Annotated in this window: 15 protein-coding genes; 8 read left to right on the top strand and 7 right to left on the bottom strand. The window is 74.1% G+C overall.

Translation table 11 applies throughout. The annotated features are described in order from the left end of the window. Window positions 1-53: 53 nt before the first annotated feature. Complete coding sequence (gene lnt, locus ACIP4Y_RS12625) at window positions 54-1,664, bottom strand: apolipoprotein N-acyltransferase (protein ID WP_401391534.1); 1,611 nt, start codon at window positions 1,662-1,664, stop codon at window positions 54-56. Between the two features lie 358 nt (window positions 1,665-2,022). On the opposite strand from lnt, the gene ACIP4Y_RS12620 reads away from it, so the two are divergent. After that, complete coding sequence (locus ACIP4Y_RS12620; protein WP_401392508.1) at window positions 2,023-2,994, top strand: O-antigen ligase family protein; 972 nt, start codon at window positions 2,023-2,025, stop codon at window positions 2,992-2,994. A 22-nt stretch (window positions 2,995-3,016) separates the two neighbouring features. On the opposite strand, the gene ACIP4Y_RS12615 is transcribed toward ACIP4Y_RS12620, so the two are convergent. After that, complete coding sequence (locus ACIP4Y_RS12615) at window positions 3,017-3,562, bottom strand: hypothetical protein (RefSeq protein WP_358645773.1); 546 nt, start codon at window positions 3,560-3,562, stop codon at window positions 3,017-3,019. Window positions 3,563-3,677: 115 nt separating this feature from the next. Continuing rightward, window positions 3,678-4,472: an aspartate/glutamate racemase family protein gene (locus tag ACIP4Y_RS12610; RefSeq protein WP_358645775.1), complete on the bottom strand. Its 795-nt coding sequence runs from the start codon at window positions 4,470-4,472 to the stop codon at window positions 3,678-3,680. A gap of 39 nt (window positions 4,473-4,511) precedes the next feature. Between ACIP4Y_RS12610 and ACIP4Y_RS12605 the strand changes: the two genes are divergently transcribed. Then, window positions 4,512-5,705: a glycosyltransferase gene (locus ACIP4Y_RS12605; RefSeq protein WP_401391530.1), complete on the top strand. Its 1,194-nt coding sequence runs from the start codon at window positions 4,512-4,514 to the stop codon at window positions 5,703-5,705. A gap of 7 nt (window positions 5,706-5,712) precedes the next feature. On the opposite strand, the gene ACIP4Y_RS12600 is transcribed toward ACIP4Y_RS12605, so the two are convergent. After that, window positions 5,713-6,981 carry a TerD family protein gene (locus ACIP4Y_RS12600; protein ID WP_401391527.1) on the bottom strand — a complete coding sequence of 423 codons (1,269 nt, stop codon included), beginning with the start codon at window positions 6,979-6,981 and terminating at the stop codon, window positions 5,713-5,715. A gap of 304 nt (window positions 6,982-7,285) precedes the next feature. Here ACIP4Y_RS12600 and ACIP4Y_RS12595 point away from each other — a divergent pair, with 304 nt between their 5' ends. The 4 genes from ACIP4Y_RS12595 (at window position 7,286) to ACIP4Y_RS12580 (ending at window position 12,067) form a co-directional block, all read left to right on the top strand. Further along, entirely contained in the window at window positions 7,286-7,723 is a 438-nt protein-coding gene (locus ACIP4Y_RS12595) for a DUF6643 family protein (RefSeq protein ID WP_358645781.1), read from the top strand. Between the two features lie 43 nt (window positions 7,724-7,766). Further along, window positions 7,767-8,591 (top strand): MOSC domain-containing protein, encoded by an 825-nt coding sequence (locus ACIP4Y_RS12590; protein WP_401391524.1) that lies wholly within the window; start codon window positions 7,767-7,769, stop codon window positions 8,589-8,591. A gap of 205 nt (window positions 8,592-8,796) precedes the next feature. Next, window positions 8,797-9,402, top strand: a complete 606-nt coding sequence (locus ACIP4Y_RS12585; protein WP_401391521.1) for a hypothetical protein — start codon at window positions 8,797-8,799, stop codon at window positions 9,400-9,402. Between the two features lie 226 nt (window positions 9,403-9,628). After that, window positions 9,629-12,067, top strand: coding sequence for a right-handed parallel beta-helix repeat-containing protein (locus ACIP4Y_RS12580; protein ID WP_401391518.1), 2,439 nt, complete (start codon window positions 9,629-9,631; stop codon window positions 12,065-12,067). A 13-nt stretch (window positions 12,068-12,080) separates the two neighbouring features. Here ACIP4Y_RS12580 and ACIP4Y_RS12575 read toward each other — a convergent pair whose 3' ends face one another. Beyond that, window positions 12,081-14,972 (bottom strand): hypothetical protein, encoded by a 2,892-nt coding sequence (locus ACIP4Y_RS12575; protein ID WP_401391515.1) that lies wholly within the window; start codon window positions 14,970-14,972, stop codon window positions 12,081-12,083. Between the two features lie 424 nt (window positions 14,973-15,396). On the opposite strand from ACIP4Y_RS12575, the gene ACIP4Y_RS12570 reads away from it, so the two are divergent. Next, on the top strand, window positions 15,397-16,230 hold the full coding sequence (locus ACIP4Y_RS12570) for a DeoR/GlpR family DNA-binding transcription regulator (protein ID WP_401391512.1): 834 nt from the start codon (window positions 15,397-15,399) through the stop codon (window positions 16,228-16,230). 69 nt (window positions 16,231-16,299) lie between these two features. Next, window positions 16,300-16,773, top strand: coding sequence for an SRPBCC family protein (locus ACIP4Y_RS12565; protein WP_358645791.1), 474 nt, complete (start codon window positions 16,300-16,302; stop codon window positions 16,771-16,773). Here ACIP4Y_RS12565 and ACIP4Y_RS12560 read toward each other — a convergent pair whose 3' ends face one another. Then, complete coding sequence (locus tag ACIP4Y_RS12560) at window positions 16,774-17,559, bottom strand: enoyl-CoA hydratase/isomerase family protein (protein ID WP_401391509.1); 786 nt, start codon at window positions 17,557-17,559, stop codon at window positions 16,774-16,776. Next, window positions 17,556-18,818 (bottom strand): cytochrome P450, encoded by a 1,263-nt coding sequence (locus ACIP4Y_RS12555; protein ID WP_401391506.1) that lies wholly within the window; start codon window positions 18,816-18,818, stop codon window positions 17,556-17,558. Before ACIP4Y_RS12555 ends, ACIP4Y_RS12560 begins: the two co-directional genes overlap by 4 nt. Window positions 18,819-18,881 lie beyond the last annotated feature (63 nt).

Raw genomic sequence — 18,881 nt, 5'->3', positions numbered from 1 at the left:
CCACGCCCCGGCCGGTTATGGGGTAGTACGACGGTCATACGGTGGTCGTACGGCTACACGTCACCGGCGCGCCGGGCGCGCAGTCCGGACCCGATCGCCCAGCCGATCCCGCCCGCGGCGACCAGCACCAGGGCGATCTCCGGGAGGATGCCCAGCTCGGTGGCGGGCGTGGTGGACGTGCGCAGCGGCACCTTCTGGACGAGATAGGCGGGCACGAACATGCCGGTCCGCTGGGTGATCCGCCCGTCCGGCATGATGACCGCGCTGACACCGCTGGTCACCGGCACGGTCACGGTACGGCTGTGCTCGACCGCGCGGATCCGGGACATGGCGAGCTGCTGGTACGTCATCTCGCTGCGGTCGAAGGTGGCGTTGTTGCTCGGCACGGAGATTATCTCCGCCCCGTGCGTCACGGTGTCCCGCACGGCCCAGTCGAAGGCGGCCTCGTAGCAGGTGGCCAGGCCGACCTTGGCGCCGTCGATGTCGAACACACCCGGCTTGGTGCCCCGGTCGAAGTCCTGGTGGGCCATGTCGGTCCAGCTCTTGTTGATGGCTCCGACGAGCGAGCGAAGCGGAAGATACTCGCCGAAGGGCTGGATCTGCCGCTTGTCGTAGGTCTGCGTCGGTCCCTTGGCCGGGTCCCAGAGGATCTGCTCGTTGAGCAGCTTGCCGTCCTTCTCCACCACCGTGCCGACGGAGACGGGGACGCCGATGTCCTTGGCCGCCTGCTCGATGACGAGGGAGGCGTCGGCGTACTCGAACGGGTCGATGTCGGAGGAGTTCTCCGGCCACAGGACGTAGTCCGGCTTGGGGACCTTGCCCGCCCTGACATCGGCGGCGAGCTTGTGCGTCTCGCGCGCGTGGTAGTCGAGCACCGCCCGCCGCTGGGCGTTGAACTCCAGTCCGGAACGCGGCACGTTGCCCTGGATGAGCGCCACGGTGGCGGTGCCGTCCTCCGCCTTGTCGCTCACCAGCGCGCGGGCCGCGAGCGCGCCGCCCAGCGGTACGGCCACGCTCAGCAGCGCGGCGGTCGCGGCGGCCGGCCGCACGGTGTGCGTCCGGTGCCGCTCGGCCATCAGCCGCCAGGCCTCGTACAGGCCGAAGCCGCACAGGACGACCGCGAAGCCGAGCACCGGGGTGCCGCCCACCGCGGCGAGCGGCAGGAAGACGCCGTCCGCCTGACCGAACGCGATCTTGCCCCAGGGGAAGCCCCGGAACGGCACGCGCGCGCGTACCGCTTCGCCCGCGATCCACACGGCCGCGGCCCACACCGGCCACGCGGGCAGCCGGGAGACCGCGGCGACGCCGACGCCGACCAGCGCTACGAAGGCCGCCTCGATCGCGACCAGGGCCAGCCAGGGCCCCGGACCGACCTCCACGCCGGTCCACACCAGCAGCGGCAGCAGGAAGCCCAGGCCGAAGAGGTAGGCGAGGCCGAGCGCCGCCTTCCAGCTCCGGCCGCGCAGCACCCAGGCGAAGCCGGCGAAGGCGGGCAGGGCCAGCCACCACAGGGTGCGCGGCGGAAAGCTGACGTAGAGCAGCACTCCGCTCAGCGCGGAGGCGGCGGCCGGGACCAGGCGCAGGATCCGGCCGCCGCGCACGCCGGGGGCGGGGCGCGGTTCGAGCTGGTCCGGCTGGTCCACGGAAGGTGCGGTGACGGTCACCCGGGTGAGTGTACGGCGGTCGCCATCACCGCCGACAGCACGGTCCGGCACCGGAACACCGGCGGTTGTCGCTGGTGGACACGTTGAAGGCGGCCGAGCGCCCTTGCTGGGAGGATCGCCGTTATGTGGCGGAATCACAGCGTTTCCCCGCGCCTCATCCCCAAATCGCCCATGAGCCGTTACGGTGTGCCCAGCTTCGGCGGCGCGGCCGGAACCGGTACGCGGCCGTGGCCTGCCACAGGTCGGGGGACCGGGTACGAGGGGCGAACGGGTGGGGTCGACGGGGACGGGATCCGTGACCGGTGCATACGGTGCGGACGTCTACAGCACGCGAAGAAACGTTTCCGACGGGACGGGCATGATCCTGTTGGGGGCCTGCGCCGGGTGGTCGCTGATCACCGCGGCGGCCCACGACGGACGGCCCGAGGGCATGCTGCTCGCGGTGCTCGCCGTGGCCGCCGGCTATGCCGCGGGCCGGGTCTCCGGTGCGCTGCTGCCGGTGGCCGCGCCCTGCGTCGGCGCGGTGGCGGGACTCGCCCTCGCCCTGGCGCTGCCCGGGCTCTCCCCCGGTCCCTGGTACGCCGCCCCGCTCGGGCACGCCGGCGCGACGGCCGCGCTGCTGGCACTGGCCACCGGCGCCGCGTGCTGTGCCGCCTGGGCGACGGGCGTACCGGCCCTCCGGTTCGGACTGCGGGCGCTGGCCTGCGCCGTCGTGGCCGCCGGCGCCGTGCTCGGATCGGCGGCCGGGTGCGCGGCCAGCGCGGCCGTCCTGCTGTGCTCGCTCGCCGCGGGCGCGGCGCGCGGCCGGGGCGCGTGGCTGGCGGGACCGGCCGTTGCGGCGGGCCTGGTCGCGGCCGCGATCTGGGCGCTCGCCGCGGACGTGCTGCCCGCCGGCCTCACCGGGGCGCTCGATGACCGGTTCACCGCGCACCGGGTAGGGCTGTGGCGGGACGCCCTGGGGGTGGCGGGCCGGCACAGCGGCCTGGGGGTCGGCCCCGGCCGGTTCGGCGAGCTGAGCACAGCCGCGCCGCGGACCCTGCTGTCCGACGGCAGACCGCACTCGGCCCCGCTGCAGCAGGCCGCCGAGCAGGGGCTGGTCGGGGTGTTCCTGCTGGTCGCCGTGTTCTGCTGGGTCCTGTACGCGCTGTGGCGCAGCCCCCGTTCCACACCGGTGGCGCTCACCGCGGGCCCGGCCCTGACCGCGCTGGCCGCCCTCGCCTCGGTGAGCAACGCCCTGAGCTTCACGACGGTGACGGCGGGCGCCGCGCTCCTGGCCGGCTGGGCCACGGCCCGGCCCTGGGCAGGCGTCGGCGCGGCACCGGGACGGTGAGCGGAGAGCCGGGCGGGCCGGCTCAGCCGGCCGTGCCCGGGCTGATCGTCCGCAGGCGGTCCCTGATGATCCTCACCGCCGACTCCGCGTTGTCCACGGTGACGGTGAAGGTGTGGCCGTCCCACAGGCGCAGCACGATGCCCTCGCCACGGCGTACGACGACCGCGGTGCCCTTCTCGGGGCGCCAGCGGTAGCCCCAGCCGCCCCACTGGCGGGGGGTGACCAGGGCGGTGAAGTCGGCGCCGGCCACGTGGGAGAGCGGGATGCGGCGGCGCGGCAGTCCGACGTGCCCACAGCGCACCTCGACACACTCCCTGTCGAGCTTGAGGTCGACGTGCACGAAGGCGAGCGTGCCGAAGAGGACCAGCAGACCGGCCGCGATGCAGCCCACGACGGACATCACCAGCGGGGCCGTGCCGGAGGTCCAGGCCGAGTCGACGGCCAGTTCGATACCGAGTGCCATGCAGGCGGCACCGACCAGGGCCAGCAGCCACTGGACCCGGTTGGTGGCGCGTCCCGTCCAGACGTCCGGGGGCGGAGTGTCGTCGGCGTCGGGGTGGTCCCTCATGTTTACGAGGTTACTCAGGTTTCGCTGCGCGGGGAGCCGCTCGCGGTGGGTGACTGCTCCGTGCGGCCCAGACCGGGGCCCGGGCCGCCGCGGACGGGGGCCGAACCGGTGCGGGTCAGCTGCGGTCGGCGAGCGGGCCGGTGGCCGGCAGCAGCCGTCCCTCGGCGTAGTGCAGCGCGGGCGCGGGCAGCGGGCCCGGCCGGCCGCTCAGCAGGACCGTCAGCGTGCCCTCGGCGGGGGCCTCGGGTGCGGGGAGTTCGCCGAGCCGGCGCAGCGCCTGCGCGGCCACCGCTCCGGCGGAGCCGTGCAGCACGAGCGGGGCGGCGCCGGGGCGCTGGACGGCGGCGCGGATACGTTCCGCCACCAGCTCGTAATGGGTGCAGCCCAGGACGACGGTCGTTACATCGTCGGGCGTGAGTGCGGCCGCCGCGGCGACGGCCGCGTCGATGGCCGCCTCGTCCGCGTGCTCGACGGCCTCGGCCAGACCCCAGCACGGCACCTCGGCCACCCGCACGCCGTCGGCGAACTCCTCGATCAGACCGCGCTGGTAGGCGCTGCCCGTGGTCGCGGGGGTCGCCCAGATGGCGACGGGTCCGCCGCCGGCCGCGGCCGGCTTGATCGCCGGGACCGTGCCGATGACCGGGATGCCGGGTTCCAGGCGGGCGCGCAGCGCGGGCAGGGAGTTCACGGTGGCCGTGTTGCAGCCGATGATCAACGCGTCGGGCTTGTGGGCCGCGGCGGCCTCGGCGACGTCCAGGGCACGCCGGGTGACGTCCTCGGGGGTACGCGGCCCCCAGGGCATGCCGTCCGGGTCCAGGGAGAGCACGAGATCCGCGTCGGGCCGCAGGCGCCGTACCGCGGCGGTGGCCGCCAGCAGGCCGATTCCGGAGTCCATGAGCGCGATCTTCACCCGGCCACGATAGACGATGCCGCCTTGTAAGCCGGTCGGGTGGGGCAGACTGCGGCCGTGAGCGCCTTCCTGTGGATCACCGTCGTATCACTGGCCGCCTGGTGCTGGCTGCTGCTCGGCCAGGGCTTCTTCTGGCGCACCGACGCCCGGCTGCCGCGGCGCCGGGAGCCGGACGAGTGGCCGCCGGTCTGTGTGGTCGTACCGGCCCGGGACGAGGCCGCCGTGCTGCCCGCCAGTCTGCCGTCGCTGCTGGCGCAGGACTATCCGGGGCGGGCGGAGGTCTTGCTGGTGGACGACGGGAGCACGGACGGCACCGGGGAGCTGGCCCGTGAGCTGTCCCGGCGGCACGGCGGGCTGCCGCTCACGGTGGGTTCGCCCGGTGAGCCGCCGGCGGGCTGGACGGGCAAGCTGTGGGCGGTGCGGTACGGCATCGAGTCGGCACGCGCGCGTGACCCCGAATACCTGCTGCTGACGGACGCGGACATCGCGCACGCGCCGGACAGTCTGCGCGAGCTGGTGGCGGCGGCCCGCACCGGGGGCTTCGACGTCGTCTCGCAGATGGCGCGGCTGCGGGTGGCGAGCCTGTGGGAGCGGCTGGTGGTCCCGGCGTTCGTGTACTTCTTCGCGCAGCTGTACCCCTTCCGCCGGATCGGCCGCCAGGGGTCGCGCACGGCCGCGGCGGCGGGCGGCTGCGTCCTGCTGCGCGCGGACATGGCCGAAAAGGCGCGCATCCCGGAGGCGATCCGGCAGGCCGTCATCGACGACGTGGCGCTCGCGCGCGCGGTGAAGGACACCGGCGGCCGCATCTGGCTGGGGCTGGCCGACCGGGTGGACAGCGTCCGCCCCTATCCGCGGCTGCGCGACCTGTGGCGGATGGTCTCCCGCAGCGCCTACGCCCAGCTGCGGCACCACCCGCTGCTGCTCCTCGGTACGGTCGCCGGGCTCGCGCTGGTCTATCTGGTGCCGCCGGCCGCCGTGGCCGTGGGCGCGGCCGGCGGCGGTACGGCGACCGCGCTCGTCGGGGCGTCGGCGTGGGCGGTGATGGCCGGCACGTACCTGCCGATGCTGCGCTACTACCGGCAGCCCCTCTGGCTCGCGCCGCTCCTGCCGTTCACCGCGTTCCTGTACCTGCTGATGACGGTCGACTCCGCCGTGCAGCACTACCGCGGGCGCGGGGCCGCCTGGAAGGGCCGCACCTACGCGCGCCCGGGCGCCGTGCCCGAGGAGGGCTGAGCCCGGCTCACTTGCGGCCGGGCGTCCAGTTCATGCCCCAGCCGTAGGCGCGGTCTATGGTCCGCTGCGGACTCGATCCGCGTTCCGGCACCAGGTACCGCGCCTCGCGCTGGACGAGGAGGTCGCCGCCGGTGTTGGTGATCAGCGCGAGCGCGCACACCGGGGAGGCGACGGTGCACTCGTCCAGCGAGAACTCGATGGCCGCGCCGTGCTCCGGCTGGAGGGTGACGGTGGCGTGCAGGTCGGCGAAGGAGCTGGCGCCCTCGTAGATGGTGACGAAGACGAGGATGCGCTGGAAGTCGTGCTTGTGGTCGAGGTTGATGGTGAGGTTCTCGCCGCTCGACACGGCTCCGGTGCGGTCGTCGCCGTCGAGATGGATGTACGGCGGCCGGTGCAGCGAGCCGAAGGAGTTGCCGAGGGCCTGGACCACACCCTTGCGGCCGTCGGTGAGTTCGTACAGCGCGCACAGGTCGAGGTCGACCTCGCCCCGGCCGGCCCACCGGCTGCCCCAGCCCGGGAACTGCTTGTGCATCTGCCAGTTGAGGTTCACCCGCATGGCACCGGAGGTGCCGCCCTGCTTGGCCAGCGAGACGGACGGGGCCGCCTTGGTGAGGGTGACCTTGGACAGGAGGACCGGCTGGGCGGCTGGTGCGGGTGCGGGTGGTGGCGGGGCCGGAGCCGCGGCGGGACGGGGCGGCGGGGTGGCCCGGGCCGGCGCCGTGGGCGGTGCGGTGTGCTGCGGTTCGTCCACGGTGATACCGAAGTCCGTTGCGAGGCCCTCGAGTCCGCTGCTGTAGCCCTGGCCGACGGCGCGGAATTTCCAGCCGCCCTGGCGGCGGTAGAACTCGCCGAGCACGAAGGCCGTCTCGACGGTCGCGCCGGGGCTGTCGAAGCGGGCGACGACCTGGCCGGTGGCCGCGTCGGTCACCTCGATGTAGAGGTCCGGGACCTGCCCGAACGTCCCGCCGTCCGCGGAGGCGGCCAGCACGATCCGGTCGATGCCGCCCTCCACGCGCGCGAGGTCGGCCAGCACGGTGTCGGTGACGCGTCCACCGGCCGCCCGCTTGCCCTCGTGCCGGACCGCGCCGGAGGTGTGGGCGGGCTGGTTGTAGAAGACGAAGTCCCCGTCGGAACGGACCTTTCCGGCCGCGAGCAGCAGCGCCGAGGCGTCGGCGTCCGGCACCCCCGGGCCGGAGCGCCAGCCCAGTTCGACGCGCAGTGCCGTGGTCGGCACCGGCGTGTTCGATCCTTTCGGCATTGACATGTCCGCCCCCATACGTGTCGGCTCCCGGCTCTCGCGCTTCGGGCCGTGCCCTCTGTGCCCGCGCGTCTCGGTACTGTCATCCCTACCCGCCCAACCTATTCCCGGGCACAGCGCGCGGCCATGAACGGCACAGCAAGATCGCCGGTCAACCGCCGGTAACCCCGAAGGAACTCGGCTTTTACACGATCCAAACGTCGATCTGCGTCCCTTTTTGCCGAGTTCGCTCGGATTGGGGATACCGGGCCACTGGCGACACGGAAAACAACCCTCTTATCGGTCTCCCCAACCAGCACATCGTGGGCTTAACTTATGTCCCATGACCTCCCCCCGCTCCACTTATGGCGGCGGCTACTACTCCGCCTCCTTCCCGGACACCCCGATCTACGACTCGCTCGTCGCCGAGCGTGGCACCCCGCAGATCGCCCCGATCCGGGTCCCCGCCGCCTACGACACGGGCAGCAGCCTGCCCGCCCTCCCGTCGGCCCTCCCCGCCCTCCCGGCGGCTCCGTCGCAACAGCAGCCCCCCGCCTACGGCTACCCGCAGCAGCAGCCCGCGCCGCTGCAGCAGGCGCCCACGGCGTACATCCCGCAGCAGGCGAGCGCCCCGCGCGCCTATCCCGGCCCGCAGGCCCCGCAGCAGCAGCGGCCGATGGCGCCGGGCAACGGGTACGAGGCCATGCGCCCGGCCGCTCCGCGCCCCGCTCCGGCGCCCTACCAGGACCCGTACAACAACCAGCAGTACCGCGGCTACTGACGGCGCGCCCCGGCTGTCGGTGCCGCCTGGCACGATGGACGGCATGGGAAACGCCGAAGTGGAGTCGATCCATGTCCATCCGGTCAAGGCGTTCCGGGGCATCTCGCCCCGGGAGGCCGTGGTGGAGCCCTGGGGCCTGGCCGGGGACCGACGCTGGACGCTGATCGACTACGGGGGAAAGGTCGTCACACAGCGGGAGCAGCCGAGCCTCGCACTGGCCGCCGCCGAGCCTCTGGCCGGCGGCGGCATTCGTCTGTCCGCGCCCGGCGCGGACCCGTTGACGGTCGAGGTGCCGGAACCTGCGGCGACCGTGCCGATGACCGTGTTCGGTACGAAGGTGGAGGGGGTGCCGGCCGACGCGGCCGCGCACGCCTGGTGCAGCGCCTGGCTGGGGGCCGAGGTGCGCCTGGTCCACATGGACGATCCGGCCACCCGCCGTCCCGTCGACCCCGCGTACGCACTGCCCGGCGAGACGGTGAGCTTCGCCGACGGCTACCCCCTGCTGGTCACCACGGTGGCCTCGCTGGAGGCCCTGAACGCCCTGATCGCCGAGGGCCCGAACGCCCACGAGGGACCGCTGCCGATGAACCGGTTCCGGCCCAACGTCGTCGTCGCCGGCACCGAGCCCTGGGCCGAGGACGGCTGGACGCGCATCGCCATCGGTGAGGTGGTCTTCCGGGCCCCGAAGCCCAGCGGACGGTGCGTCGTGACCACCACCGACCAGACCACCGCCGTACGGGGCAGGGAACCGCTGCTCACGCTGGCACGCCACCGCCGGATCGGCGGGAAGCTGCTGTTCGGCCAGAACCTCGTGCCCCTCTCCCCCGGCACGATCAGAGTCGGCGACCCGGTACGGGTGCTGGAGTAGCCACCGGCGGGCGCAGGGCGGTCCGGCGATGATCCGCCGGGCCGGGAACCCGGTGGCGCCCCCCGGTCGTTGAGTGGGTGGGACATTCATGAGAGGCCGCGTGCTTCGGGTACCGCGGCTGACGTGACGTCGCTCTCTCCCGGTCCGGTCCGGGGGTCGGGCGCCGACGCCGGGAGTTGTGACGGACCGGAAGGGGGTGGGGGACATGCGAGCACTCACCGGGCTGTGGCGCTGGCGGCACAACCCGCTGTGCCGTACGACCGATCTGGCCGAGGCGTGGGTGGCCCTCGTGGCACTCCTGCTGATCGCGGTGGCCGCACCCCTGGCCGGCTGTCTGGTCGGGGCCGCCGCCCAGGACTCGCTCCAGCGGTCCGCGCGGCACCAGCAGCACGCGCGCCACCTGGTCACGGCCACCGTGGTCCGGGACCTGGGCGGAGTCATGCCGGAGACCGACCCCGACACCAGCTCCGCGCGGGAGACCCACAGCCGTGTCCTCGCGAGCTGGGCCGGGCCGGACGGCACCGCGCAGCACGGCCCGGTCCTCGCGGACCTCGAGTCCCCGCACCGCGGGGACCGCTTCAGCCTCTGGACCGACCCGCACGGCCGAATAACGACCCGCCCGCTGGACTCCGCCACGGCGACGACGCACGCGGTGCTCGCCGGGGTCGGCACGGCCCTGCTTGCGGCGGGCCTGGTCGAGGGCGGCCGCCGCCTGACCGTGTGGCGCCTGGTCCGCCGGCGGTACGCGCGCTGGGACCAGGCATGGGACCGGGCGGGCCCGGACTGGGGCAAGGCGGGCACCGGCAGCTGACGGCCTTGCGGCTCTGGTCAACCGTGCGTGCACGCACACGCTACGGTGGACCGGCCGAAGCGCTTTCGGCGACAACCCGCGGGTGCACCCCGGGGCGCGCCGGTGACCGGGGGTGCGAACGTGCTCGCACCCCTGGGGCCGAGCACGGTCGCCGACCGGGCACCGGCGGCAGCGCCCCGGCGGGCAGCGAGCCATCAGTACGACGAGGTGGGGGCACAGCAACGCCATGGCACAGGGCACGGTCCAGGTGACGCACACCGGTACTTCGCGGTGGCGGCGCCGCACGGGTGAGTACGCTTCGCTCGCCGCCGCCCTGGAGGCCGCCGCCGACGGCGACGTCCTCACGATCGCCCCCGGCACCTACCGGGAAAACCTCGTCGTCGAGCGGACGGTGACGCTGCGGGGGCCCGAGGGCTCCCCCGGCTCGGTGCGGATCGCGCCCGTGGACGGGGTGCCGCTCACCGTGCGGGCCTCGGCCGTCGTGCAGGACGTGCACGTGGAGGGCCAGGACGCGGCGGCGCCGGCGGTGCTGATCGAGAACGGCACACCCGAACTGATGGATCTGCGGATCGTCACCCGGTCCGCCGCCGGCATCGAGGTGCGCGGCGGCGCCCGCCCCACCGTGCGCCGGTGCACCGTCGACAACCCGGCCGGCATCGGCGTCGCCGTACTCGACGGCGGGAGCGGCGTGTTCGAGGAGTGCGAGGTCGTCGCGGCCGGGCAGGCGGGCGTGGCGGTGCACGGCGGTGCCCATCCGCGGCTGGAGCGCTGCCGGGTGCACCACGCCTCCGGGACCGGGCTGACCGTCACCGGCGAGAACTCCTCGCTGGAGGCGGTGGGGTGCGAGGTCTACGAGGTGCGCGGCTCCGGGGTGCAGGTCACCCAGCGGGCCACCGCGCATCTGACCGACTGCGATGTGCACCGCACCACCGCCGACGGCATCACCCTGGACACCGACGCGGTGCTGACCCTCGCCGACTGCCGCATCCACGACATCCCGGAGAACGCGGTCGACCTGCGCTCCCGATCGGTGCTCACGCTGACCCGGACGACGGTCCGTCAGTTCGGGCGCAACGGCCTGTCGGTGTGGGACCCGGGGACCCGGGTGGATGCCAACCAGTGCGAGATCTTCGACAGCACCGGCGACTATCCGGCGGTGTGGGTGAGCGACGGGGCCACCGCCGTGCTCGACTCCTGCCGGGTGCACGACGTGCCGGACGCGTTGTTCGTGCTGGACCGCGGTTCCCGCGCGGACGTGGTGGACAGCGACCTGTCGCAGGTGCGGAACACGGCCGTGTCGGTGAGCGACGGGGCGACCGCGCAGCTGGACGACTGCCGGATCAGGGAGGCGGCCACCGGCGCCTGGTTCCGCGACCACGGCAGCGGCGGCGCGCTCAACAACTGCACGCTGGACGGCACCCAGACGGGTGTCATCGTCACCAAGGGCGCCGACCCGACCATCGAGCGCTGCACGGTCGACTCCCCCGCCGAGGCCGGTTTCTACGTCTCGGCGGGCGGCCGGGGCAGCTTCCTGGACTGCCGGGTGACCGGCAGCGGCGGGTACGGCTTCCATGTGATCGACGGCTGCCGTACGACGCTGCGCAAGTGCCGTACGGAGCGGTGTGCGCGCGGCGGGTACGAGTTCGCCGAGGGCGGCCCGGACGCGGGGGCCGGCACCGGCCCGGTCGTGGAGGACTGCACCAGCGACGAGAGCGGCGGTCTGCGGCCGCCCGCGGCCCGGGAGGCGACCGCGCAGACTGTGCCGCAGTCCGCCGGCCTGCTGGGCGCGCTCCCCGGGCAGCGGGCGGCGGAGCAGCGGCCGCCGGTGGCCGCCGTGGAGCAGGAGAAGCCGCAGCGCACGTCGAAGGACGTGCTCGGCGAACTCGACACGCTGGTGGGCCTGGAGAGCGTCAAGCGCGAGGTGCGGGCGCTCATCGACATGATCGAGGTGGGCCGGCGCCGGCAGCAGGCGGGGCTGAAGGCGGCCTCCGTCAAACGGCATCTGGTCTTCACCGGCTCCCCCGGCACCGGCAAGACGACGGTCGCCCGGCTCTACGGCGAGATCCTCGCCTCGCTGGACGTGCTGGAGAAGGGCCACCTGGTGGAGGTGTCCCGGGTCGACCTGGTCGGTGAGCACATCGGGTCCACGGCGATCCGCACCCAGGAGGCCTTCGAACGGGCGCGCGGTGGCGTGCTGTTCATCGACGAGGCGTACGCGCTGTCCCCGGAGGACGCCGGGCGGGACTTCGGCAAGGAGGCCATCGACACGTTGGTGAAGCTGATGGAGGACCACCGGGACGCGGTGGTGGTGATCGTCGCCGGGTACACCGCGGAGATGGAGCGCTTCCTGTCCGTCAACCCGGGCGTGGCCTCCCGCTTCTCCCGCACCATCACCTTCGGCGACTACGGCCCCGAGGAGTTGCTGCGGATCGTGGAGCAGCAGGCCGACGAGCACGAGTACCGGCTGGCGCCGGGGGCGTCCGAGGCGCTGCTGAAGTACTTCACGGAGATCCCGAAGGGCCCGGCGTTCGGCAACGGCCGGACGGCCCGGCAGACGTTCGAGGCGATGGTGGAGCGCCACGCGAGCCGGGTCGCCCAGCTGGCCGACCCGACCACCGACGACCTGACCCTGCTGTACGCGGAGGACCTGCCGGAGCTGCCCTGAGCACTTGGTGGCCTCAGCCCCTGGTTCCCGGGCCCGGGCGCTGGCCCGGCAGCTGCGGGCGCAGGCGGGTCAGGAGGCGGGTTCGCTCCCGGGTGAAGGCGGGGTCCGACTGGTAGTCGGAGTGGCCTAGGATCGGTGCCGGGATGGGGTGGTCGGTGCTGCGGCCGTAGGCGAGCGGGTCCCGCAGCGGCTCGTGGTCCACGTCGGGGGCGGTGTCGTCGGGGATCCGGGCGGGGACACGGACGGGGCCGCCGATGGGGTCGGTGCGGCGGTACAGGTTGCGCCAGCAGGCGATGTCGTGGTGCAGGGCGGCGAGCGCGGGCGGGCCGAAGTGGGCCGGGAACCAGCGGCCGTACAGGCGCTCCAGCGGGGAGCCGTAGGTGAGCAGGGCGACCCGGGCCCGTACGGGCGGCGGCAGCTGCCAGGCCGCGGCGGCGGCGAGGACGCTGCCCTGGGAGTGGCCGGACAGGACCAGCCGGCCGCCGGTGCGCCGGGTCCAGGTGGCCATGCGCCAGGTCAGGTCCGGCACGGCGCGTTCGGCGTAGCAGGGCGGGGCGAAGGGGTGGGCGGCGCGGGGCCAGAAGGTGCCGACGTCCCAGAGGATGCCGATGGTGCGCCGCGCCGAGGCGTCCTTGTAGGCGCGCCGGCCCCAGGTCACGAACAGCAGGAAGCCGAGTCCGACCAGCCAGGAGCCCAGCGCCTGCGAGGTCTCGGCCACGGCTTGGACGAGGTGGTGGGCGTGGTGGGCCGCCCCGTCGGGCGTCTCCCTGGTGGCCAGGGCTCCGGTCAGCGCCGCGCTGCCCAGGACGAGGGTGGTGGCGGTGAGCACGGCGACGACGAGGGGCGCCCGGTCGGTCAGGGTGGCCATGGCCCGGGCATGGGCGATGGCGCGGGTGCGCGAGGGGTCCTCCGGTTCGCCGGGGTGCTCGCGGCGCACCCGGTCGCGTTCGGCGCGGGCGAGCCGGGCGGTGCGCGTTGCGAGCGCGGCGGTCAGGAGGAGCAGGACGGCGAGGAGCGGCGGGATGGCGGACGCCTGCCAGGTCAGCAGGACGGGCGGCCCGGCGAGCAGGGCGCGGGTGCCGTCCAGCCAGTCGGCGACCCGCTGCGCGACCCCGCCGGAGATCACTCCGCCGAGCGCGCACGCGAGCAGCGCGACGGCGGGGCCGCCGAGGCCGCGCATCCCGGCGCGCGGGTCGGGGCGGCGCCGGTGCAGGTACCCGGCCACGGCGGCGAGGGTGAGGACGAGCAGACCCTGGGCCAGCATCAGGGCGCCGAAGGCCGGATCGCCGGGCAGCCGGCCCGCGGACTGCCAGCCGGGCCGGGACCAGCCGGCATAGAGCAGGCCTAGCAGCAGCAGCGCTGACGCCGCGAGCGGCAGAGCGCGTACGAGGTGCCGGTCGAGCCGCCGGTCGAGGCGGCGCTCACTGCGGCCCCGTCGGCACACCACGCCCACGACCGCGGCCCCGCAGGCGAGCAGGGCCACCGCCAGCAGCCGGCCGAGCAGCTCCAGCACCACGGGCCCGCCGCCCCGCTGATCGAAACGCACCGCCGGCGTGACGACGGCACCGGCCACGGTGAGCAACCCTGCGGCGGTGTGCGCCGCCCGCAACCGGGCAACCAACCGCCGCCCGTACCAGAACCCGGGCCGAGCGAGCGCGCTGCCGTGGGGGGCGGAGTCGTGCTCGTCCTGCTCGGGGCCGCGAGCACCTGACACGGGGCTGCGGGCCTCCCGCTCGGGACCGGGGGCGTCCGGCACGAGGCCGGGGGCCTCCCGCTCGGGATCGCGGGCGTCCCACACGGAGCCGGGGGCGTCCGGCACGGGATCGGGGACTTCCGGCAGGGGCCCCTGGGCGTCCCGCTCGGGGCCGTGAGCGCCCGCCACGGGGCCATGGGCGTCCCGCTCGGGGTCGCCTGGACTGTCGGCATCCCGCTCGCAAGCCCGGGCGCCCTGCTCAGGTCCACCGGCGCCCGCCACGGGGCTGTCGGCATCCCGCTCGAGGCCGTGAGTGCCCGGCACCGGACCGTTGGCGCCCGGCACGTGAACTTGGACGCCCGACTCAAGGCCGTGGGTGCCTGGCAAGGGGCCCTGAGTGCCCCGCTCGGGACCGTGGGCGCCCGGCATGCGAGCGCCGGCGCCCCGCACGGGACCGCCGGCGCTCGGTAGGGCTCCCTCGGCTCCCGGCAGGGGGGCGGCTGACAGTGGCTGGTGGGACTCGTAGGCACGCCAGGTGCGGTGCGAGAGGTACCAGAGCAGGGCCGTCAGCGCGGTCGGCAGGGCCGCGGCGAGGGCGAGGCGGCGGCCCGGCGCGCTCCACCAGCCGCCGGCTCCGGCCGGCGCTCCGGGGCCCGCGGGTTCCAGGAAGCCCAGCCAGGAGTGGCGGCGGACGCAGGCGTGGGTGCCGGCGCACTGCCAGGCGACCAGGTCGAGAGCCACCTCGCAGGCCGCGGCCACCAGCAGCACGGTCAGGGTGAGGGCGGCCAGGCGCACCAGCAGGCCGTAGAGCCGGACCATGCGGGGCCGGGCGGGCGCGGCAGGCCGCATCCAGTGGGCCAGGTTGACCACCATGAACGGCAGTAGCAACAGCCACAGGGCGCGGCTGCCGTCCCCAGAGGTCAGGTTGCACCAGACGTACGCCTCGCGGACCGGTCCGCCGCGGGGGTGCCGCCCGGCCGGGCCGGTCCCGGTGTCCTCGGCGCGCCGGAAGACGGCGGCGGTGTTGTCGCCGGTGACCCGCACCGTGCGCGGATCACCGAGCATCTTCTCCGGCGTGGTGCCGCCGACCCCGTGCACCAGCAGTTCCAGTTCGGTCTCCGGCTCCGGGGCCCGGTCCGGGCACTCCCCGGAACCGTCCGGATACGGCCCGGCACACTCCTCGCACCGCCCAGCCGACCCCTCCGGATACACGCCGGACCGGCCCTCGCACTGCCCGGTCGGGCCCTCTGCAGGGTGCCCAGCCGGCCGGCCGGCGTGCCCCCCGCACCCCGCCGGACACATTCCGGCATGCCCCTCGTGCTCACCGGCCGGCTGATCCCCGCCGTGCCCAGCGGAGCTGTCCCGTGTGCGTTTCACTGGTCTCGCACTCCCCCGTGACGCCCTGACGTCTGTGTCGTGCGGGCTCCAGGATCTCGTCTCCGGCGGTCGTGTACAGCTCTCGTCACGGAATCTCCCCCAACCAGGTCACGGCGGACGGTCCGGCAGGCGGTGGCGCAACCGGGACCGAGCCGTGAAAAGATGGGACGCCCGCGCACTGCCGGACGGCCGGAACGTCCTGGTCGGAGCCGGTGCACCGGGTGGTCGGACGGATGGCGGCGAAAGGACCGGAGCGTACGTGAGTGAGAATCAGAACCTCCTCGCGGAGCAGCGCCGCGCCCTGATCCTGGACGAGGTCCGGCGCCGGGGCGGGGTGCGGGTCAACGAACTGACCCGCAAGCTCGGCGTCTCGGACATGACCGTGCGCCGTGATCTGGACGCGCTCGCCCGCCAGGGCGTGCTGGAGAAGGTGCACGGCGGTGCGGTGCCCGTCGTCGAGGCGAGCACGCACGAGCCGGGGTTCGAGGCGAAGTCGGGTCTGGAGCTGACCGCCAAGGAGGACATCGCGCGCGCCGCCGCCCGCCTGGTCGGCCCGGGGGCGGCGATCGCCCTGTCCGGCGGTACGACGACGTACGCGCTCGCCCAGCACCTGCTGGAGGTGCCCGAGCTGACCGTGGTGACGAACTCGGTGCGGGTCGCGGACGTCTTCCACGCGGCGCAGCGCACCTCGGGGCAGCGGCAGGGTTCGGCCACGGTGGTGCTGACCGGCGGGGTCCGCACCCCCTCGGACTCGCTGGTGGGGCCGGTGGCCGACCAGGCGATCGCCTCGCTCCACTTCGATCTGCTCTTCCTGGGTGTGCACGGCATATCGGTGGAGGCCGGCCTGTCCACGCCGAACCTCGCGGAGGCCGAGACCAACCGGCGGCTGGTGCACTCGGCACGCCGGGTCGTGGTGGTCGCCGACCACACCAAGTGGGGGGTGGTGGGGCTGAGTTCGTTCGCCGCGCTGGAGCAGGTCGACTTGCTGGTGACCGACGCGGGCCTGCCCGCCGAGGCGCGGTCGGAGATGTCCGAGCACTTGCGCGTGGTGGTGGCGGGCGAGCCCGAGGACGAGGACGCCGCAGACATCTGAGGACCCCTCAGCTAAGGTGACGGTGCCCGGTCAATCACCCTGTGGGAGCGTCACGAGGGGGAATCGTCCATGGCTCGTCGTCTGCGCCCGGTGGATCTCGACTTCATCGGGGTCGCGCCCGTGCGTATGGTCTTCGCGCGGAACATTTCGGCACCCCCCGAGCAGGTCTTCCGCGCGCTCGCCGAGGATGTGCCCGGCTGGGCGGAGTGGTTCTCCGCGGTGACGTTCGCCCGGGCCACCGACGGCGGCGCCGGGCGGGAGATCCGGCTCCGGGGCGGGGGCCGGTTCGCGGAGACCGTACTCGTCGCGAAGGCGCCCGAGGTCTACGCCTACCGGGTGGACGCCACCAACGCGCCGGGCGCGCGTGCCCTGGCCGAGGAGTGGCGCCTGGTTCCGCACGGTACCGGCACGCAGGTGCGGTGGTCCTTCGCCGCCGACGGGACGGCACTGTTCCGGTTCGCCCTCGTGCTGGGCAGGGCCGGACTCAAGCGGGCCTTCCGCGACGCGGTGACGTCCCTGGACCGGCGGCTGTCCACGAGCTGATCAGTCGCGGGTGTGGTGCGCCTCGGTCACCACCGCTGCCATCAGCTCCGCGTCCAGCAGGGAGACGTCCGCCAGGCGGGAGGCGGCGGACAGCGAGTTGAGCAGGGTCTTGGTGACGCGCAGGGCCGCCGGGGGACGGCGGACGACGGGCCTGGCCCAGGCGGCGACGGCCGCGTCCAGCTCGTGCGCCGGGACGACCTTCTGCAGGATGGACAGGGACTGGGCCTCCGCCGCGGTGAAGGCCCGTCCGGTGAGGACCAGTTCACGGACCCGGGCGGCGCCGACCTCGTTGATGAGGCGGGGCAGCAGGCCGCCCCACGCGGTGGGCAGCCCGAGGGCCAGCTCGGGCAGCCGGAAGGTCGCGTCCTCGGCTCCCACCCGCAGATCGCAGGCGAGCGCCAGGGCCATGCCCGCCCCGATGACCTTGCCGTGGACGCGGGCGATGGTGACGGCCGGGTTCCCGGTCAGGGCGTCGCAGACCCGCCGCGCCTTGGTCCCCGACATCCGGATGCCGCTGCCGGTGGGGTCGTCGGCGAGGTGCCGGCTGTACTCGCCGCGGTCCCCGCCGAGGCAGAAGTCGTCCCCGCTCCCGGTGAGCACCAGCACCCGGACGTCCGGGTCCTGGTCCTGGAGGACCGCCAGGAGGTCGTCGAGCAGGGCGTCGGTGACGGTGTTGCCGTGCTCGGGGGTGTTCAGCTCGATGGTGAGGACGGGGCCCTCCCGGTGGGTCCGCAGGGTCTGCTGTGCGGGGCCGGCCGGAAGGGCCTGGAAGGAGAGGGTGGTCATGTGGTCACTTTCAGGGAGGTGACGCGCCGGAAGACCATCCGGGGCGCGTAGGTCGGGGCCGTGGTCGGCCGCAGGGTGGGGAATCGTTCCAGCAGCTGGGTGAGGAGCAGGCGGGCCTCCAGACGGGCCAGGGCGGAGCCGAGGCAGTAGTGGGCGCCGCCGCCGAAGGTGAGGTGGCCGCCCTTGCGGCGGATGTCGAAGACGTGCGGGTTCTCGTTGCGGCGCGGGTCGTGGTTGGCGGCGCCGTAGAGGACGTGGACGGTGGTGTCCTTGGCGATGGGTACGCCGGCGAGCACGGTGTCCTCGGCCGCGTAACGGGAGTTGAGGTGGATGGGCGGGTGGTAGCGCAGCGTCTCGTCGATCGCGTCGTCGATGTCTTCGGGGTGCCGGCGCAGCCAGTCGGCCCGGGCGGGGTCCCGGGTCAGGAACCAGACGGCGTTGGCGAGCAGGGTGGCGGTGGTCTCCAGGGAGGCGATGGTGATGAACATCGTCAGGTCGTAGAGCATCTGGTCCGCCGCCGCGCGGTCGTCGGGGTAGTAGGCGTCCCAGTGGCGGATCCAGCCGGAGAGGACATCGTTGCCAGGGTGCGCGCGCCGGTCGGCGACGAGGCGGGTGAAGAAGTCCCTCATCTCGGCGGTGGCCTGGGCGGAGATCGCCAGTTCGCTCTTGGTGGGGAGCAGTTCCTGGGCGTGGACCTGCCGGTGGGTGAAGTCCAGGATGTGCGGGTAGTGCTCGGCCGGGACGGCGAGCCAGTGGCCGACGGTGTGGATCGGGAGCTGGTCGGCGACCAGGGGGACGAAGTCGGCCGTGCCGTCGGTGCGCAGCTGTGACGCGAGGCGGTCGAGGAGCCGGGTGACGTGGGCGGTGATCCGGGGCCGCAGGGTCTCGAGGGTGCCGCGGTCGAAGAGGTTGCCCAGAGCGCGGCGCTGGAAGGTGTGCACGGGCGGGTTGAGGCGGGAGAGGGTCCGGGTCATCTCCCGGGTCGCCGGTTCCTGCCAGCGCGCGGTGTCGGCCTGGCGCTCCTGCCAGTCGAAGTCGGGGACGAGCCAGTTCCTGCCGCGCAGGACCTGGCTGCACGCCTCGAACCCGGTCACGAAGTAGCCGCCCCAGGGAGCCGGCACCACGTCGCCCAGTGCGCGCATCTCGTCCCAGACGGGGACGGGGTCGGCCTGTCCCGCGTCGGACCGCAGGCGACGAAGGAGGGGGATGACGGCTCGGCGGTCGGTGGTGGTACCGCTCATGACGCCAACGGCGGTCACGCGGAGCTACTTTGTGGCTGGGCGCTACCGTTACCGCCGGAACCTACCCTTCCCCTCTCCTTC

The sequence above is a fragment of the Streptomyces sp. NPDC088810 genome (assembly GCF_044750305.1).
Lineage (GTDB): Bacteria > Actinomycetota > Actinomycetes > Streptomycetales > Streptomycetaceae > Streptomyces.
The sequence above is the reverse complement of the archived record's forward strand: the minus strand, read 5'-3'. Positions and strand labels throughout refer to the sequence as shown.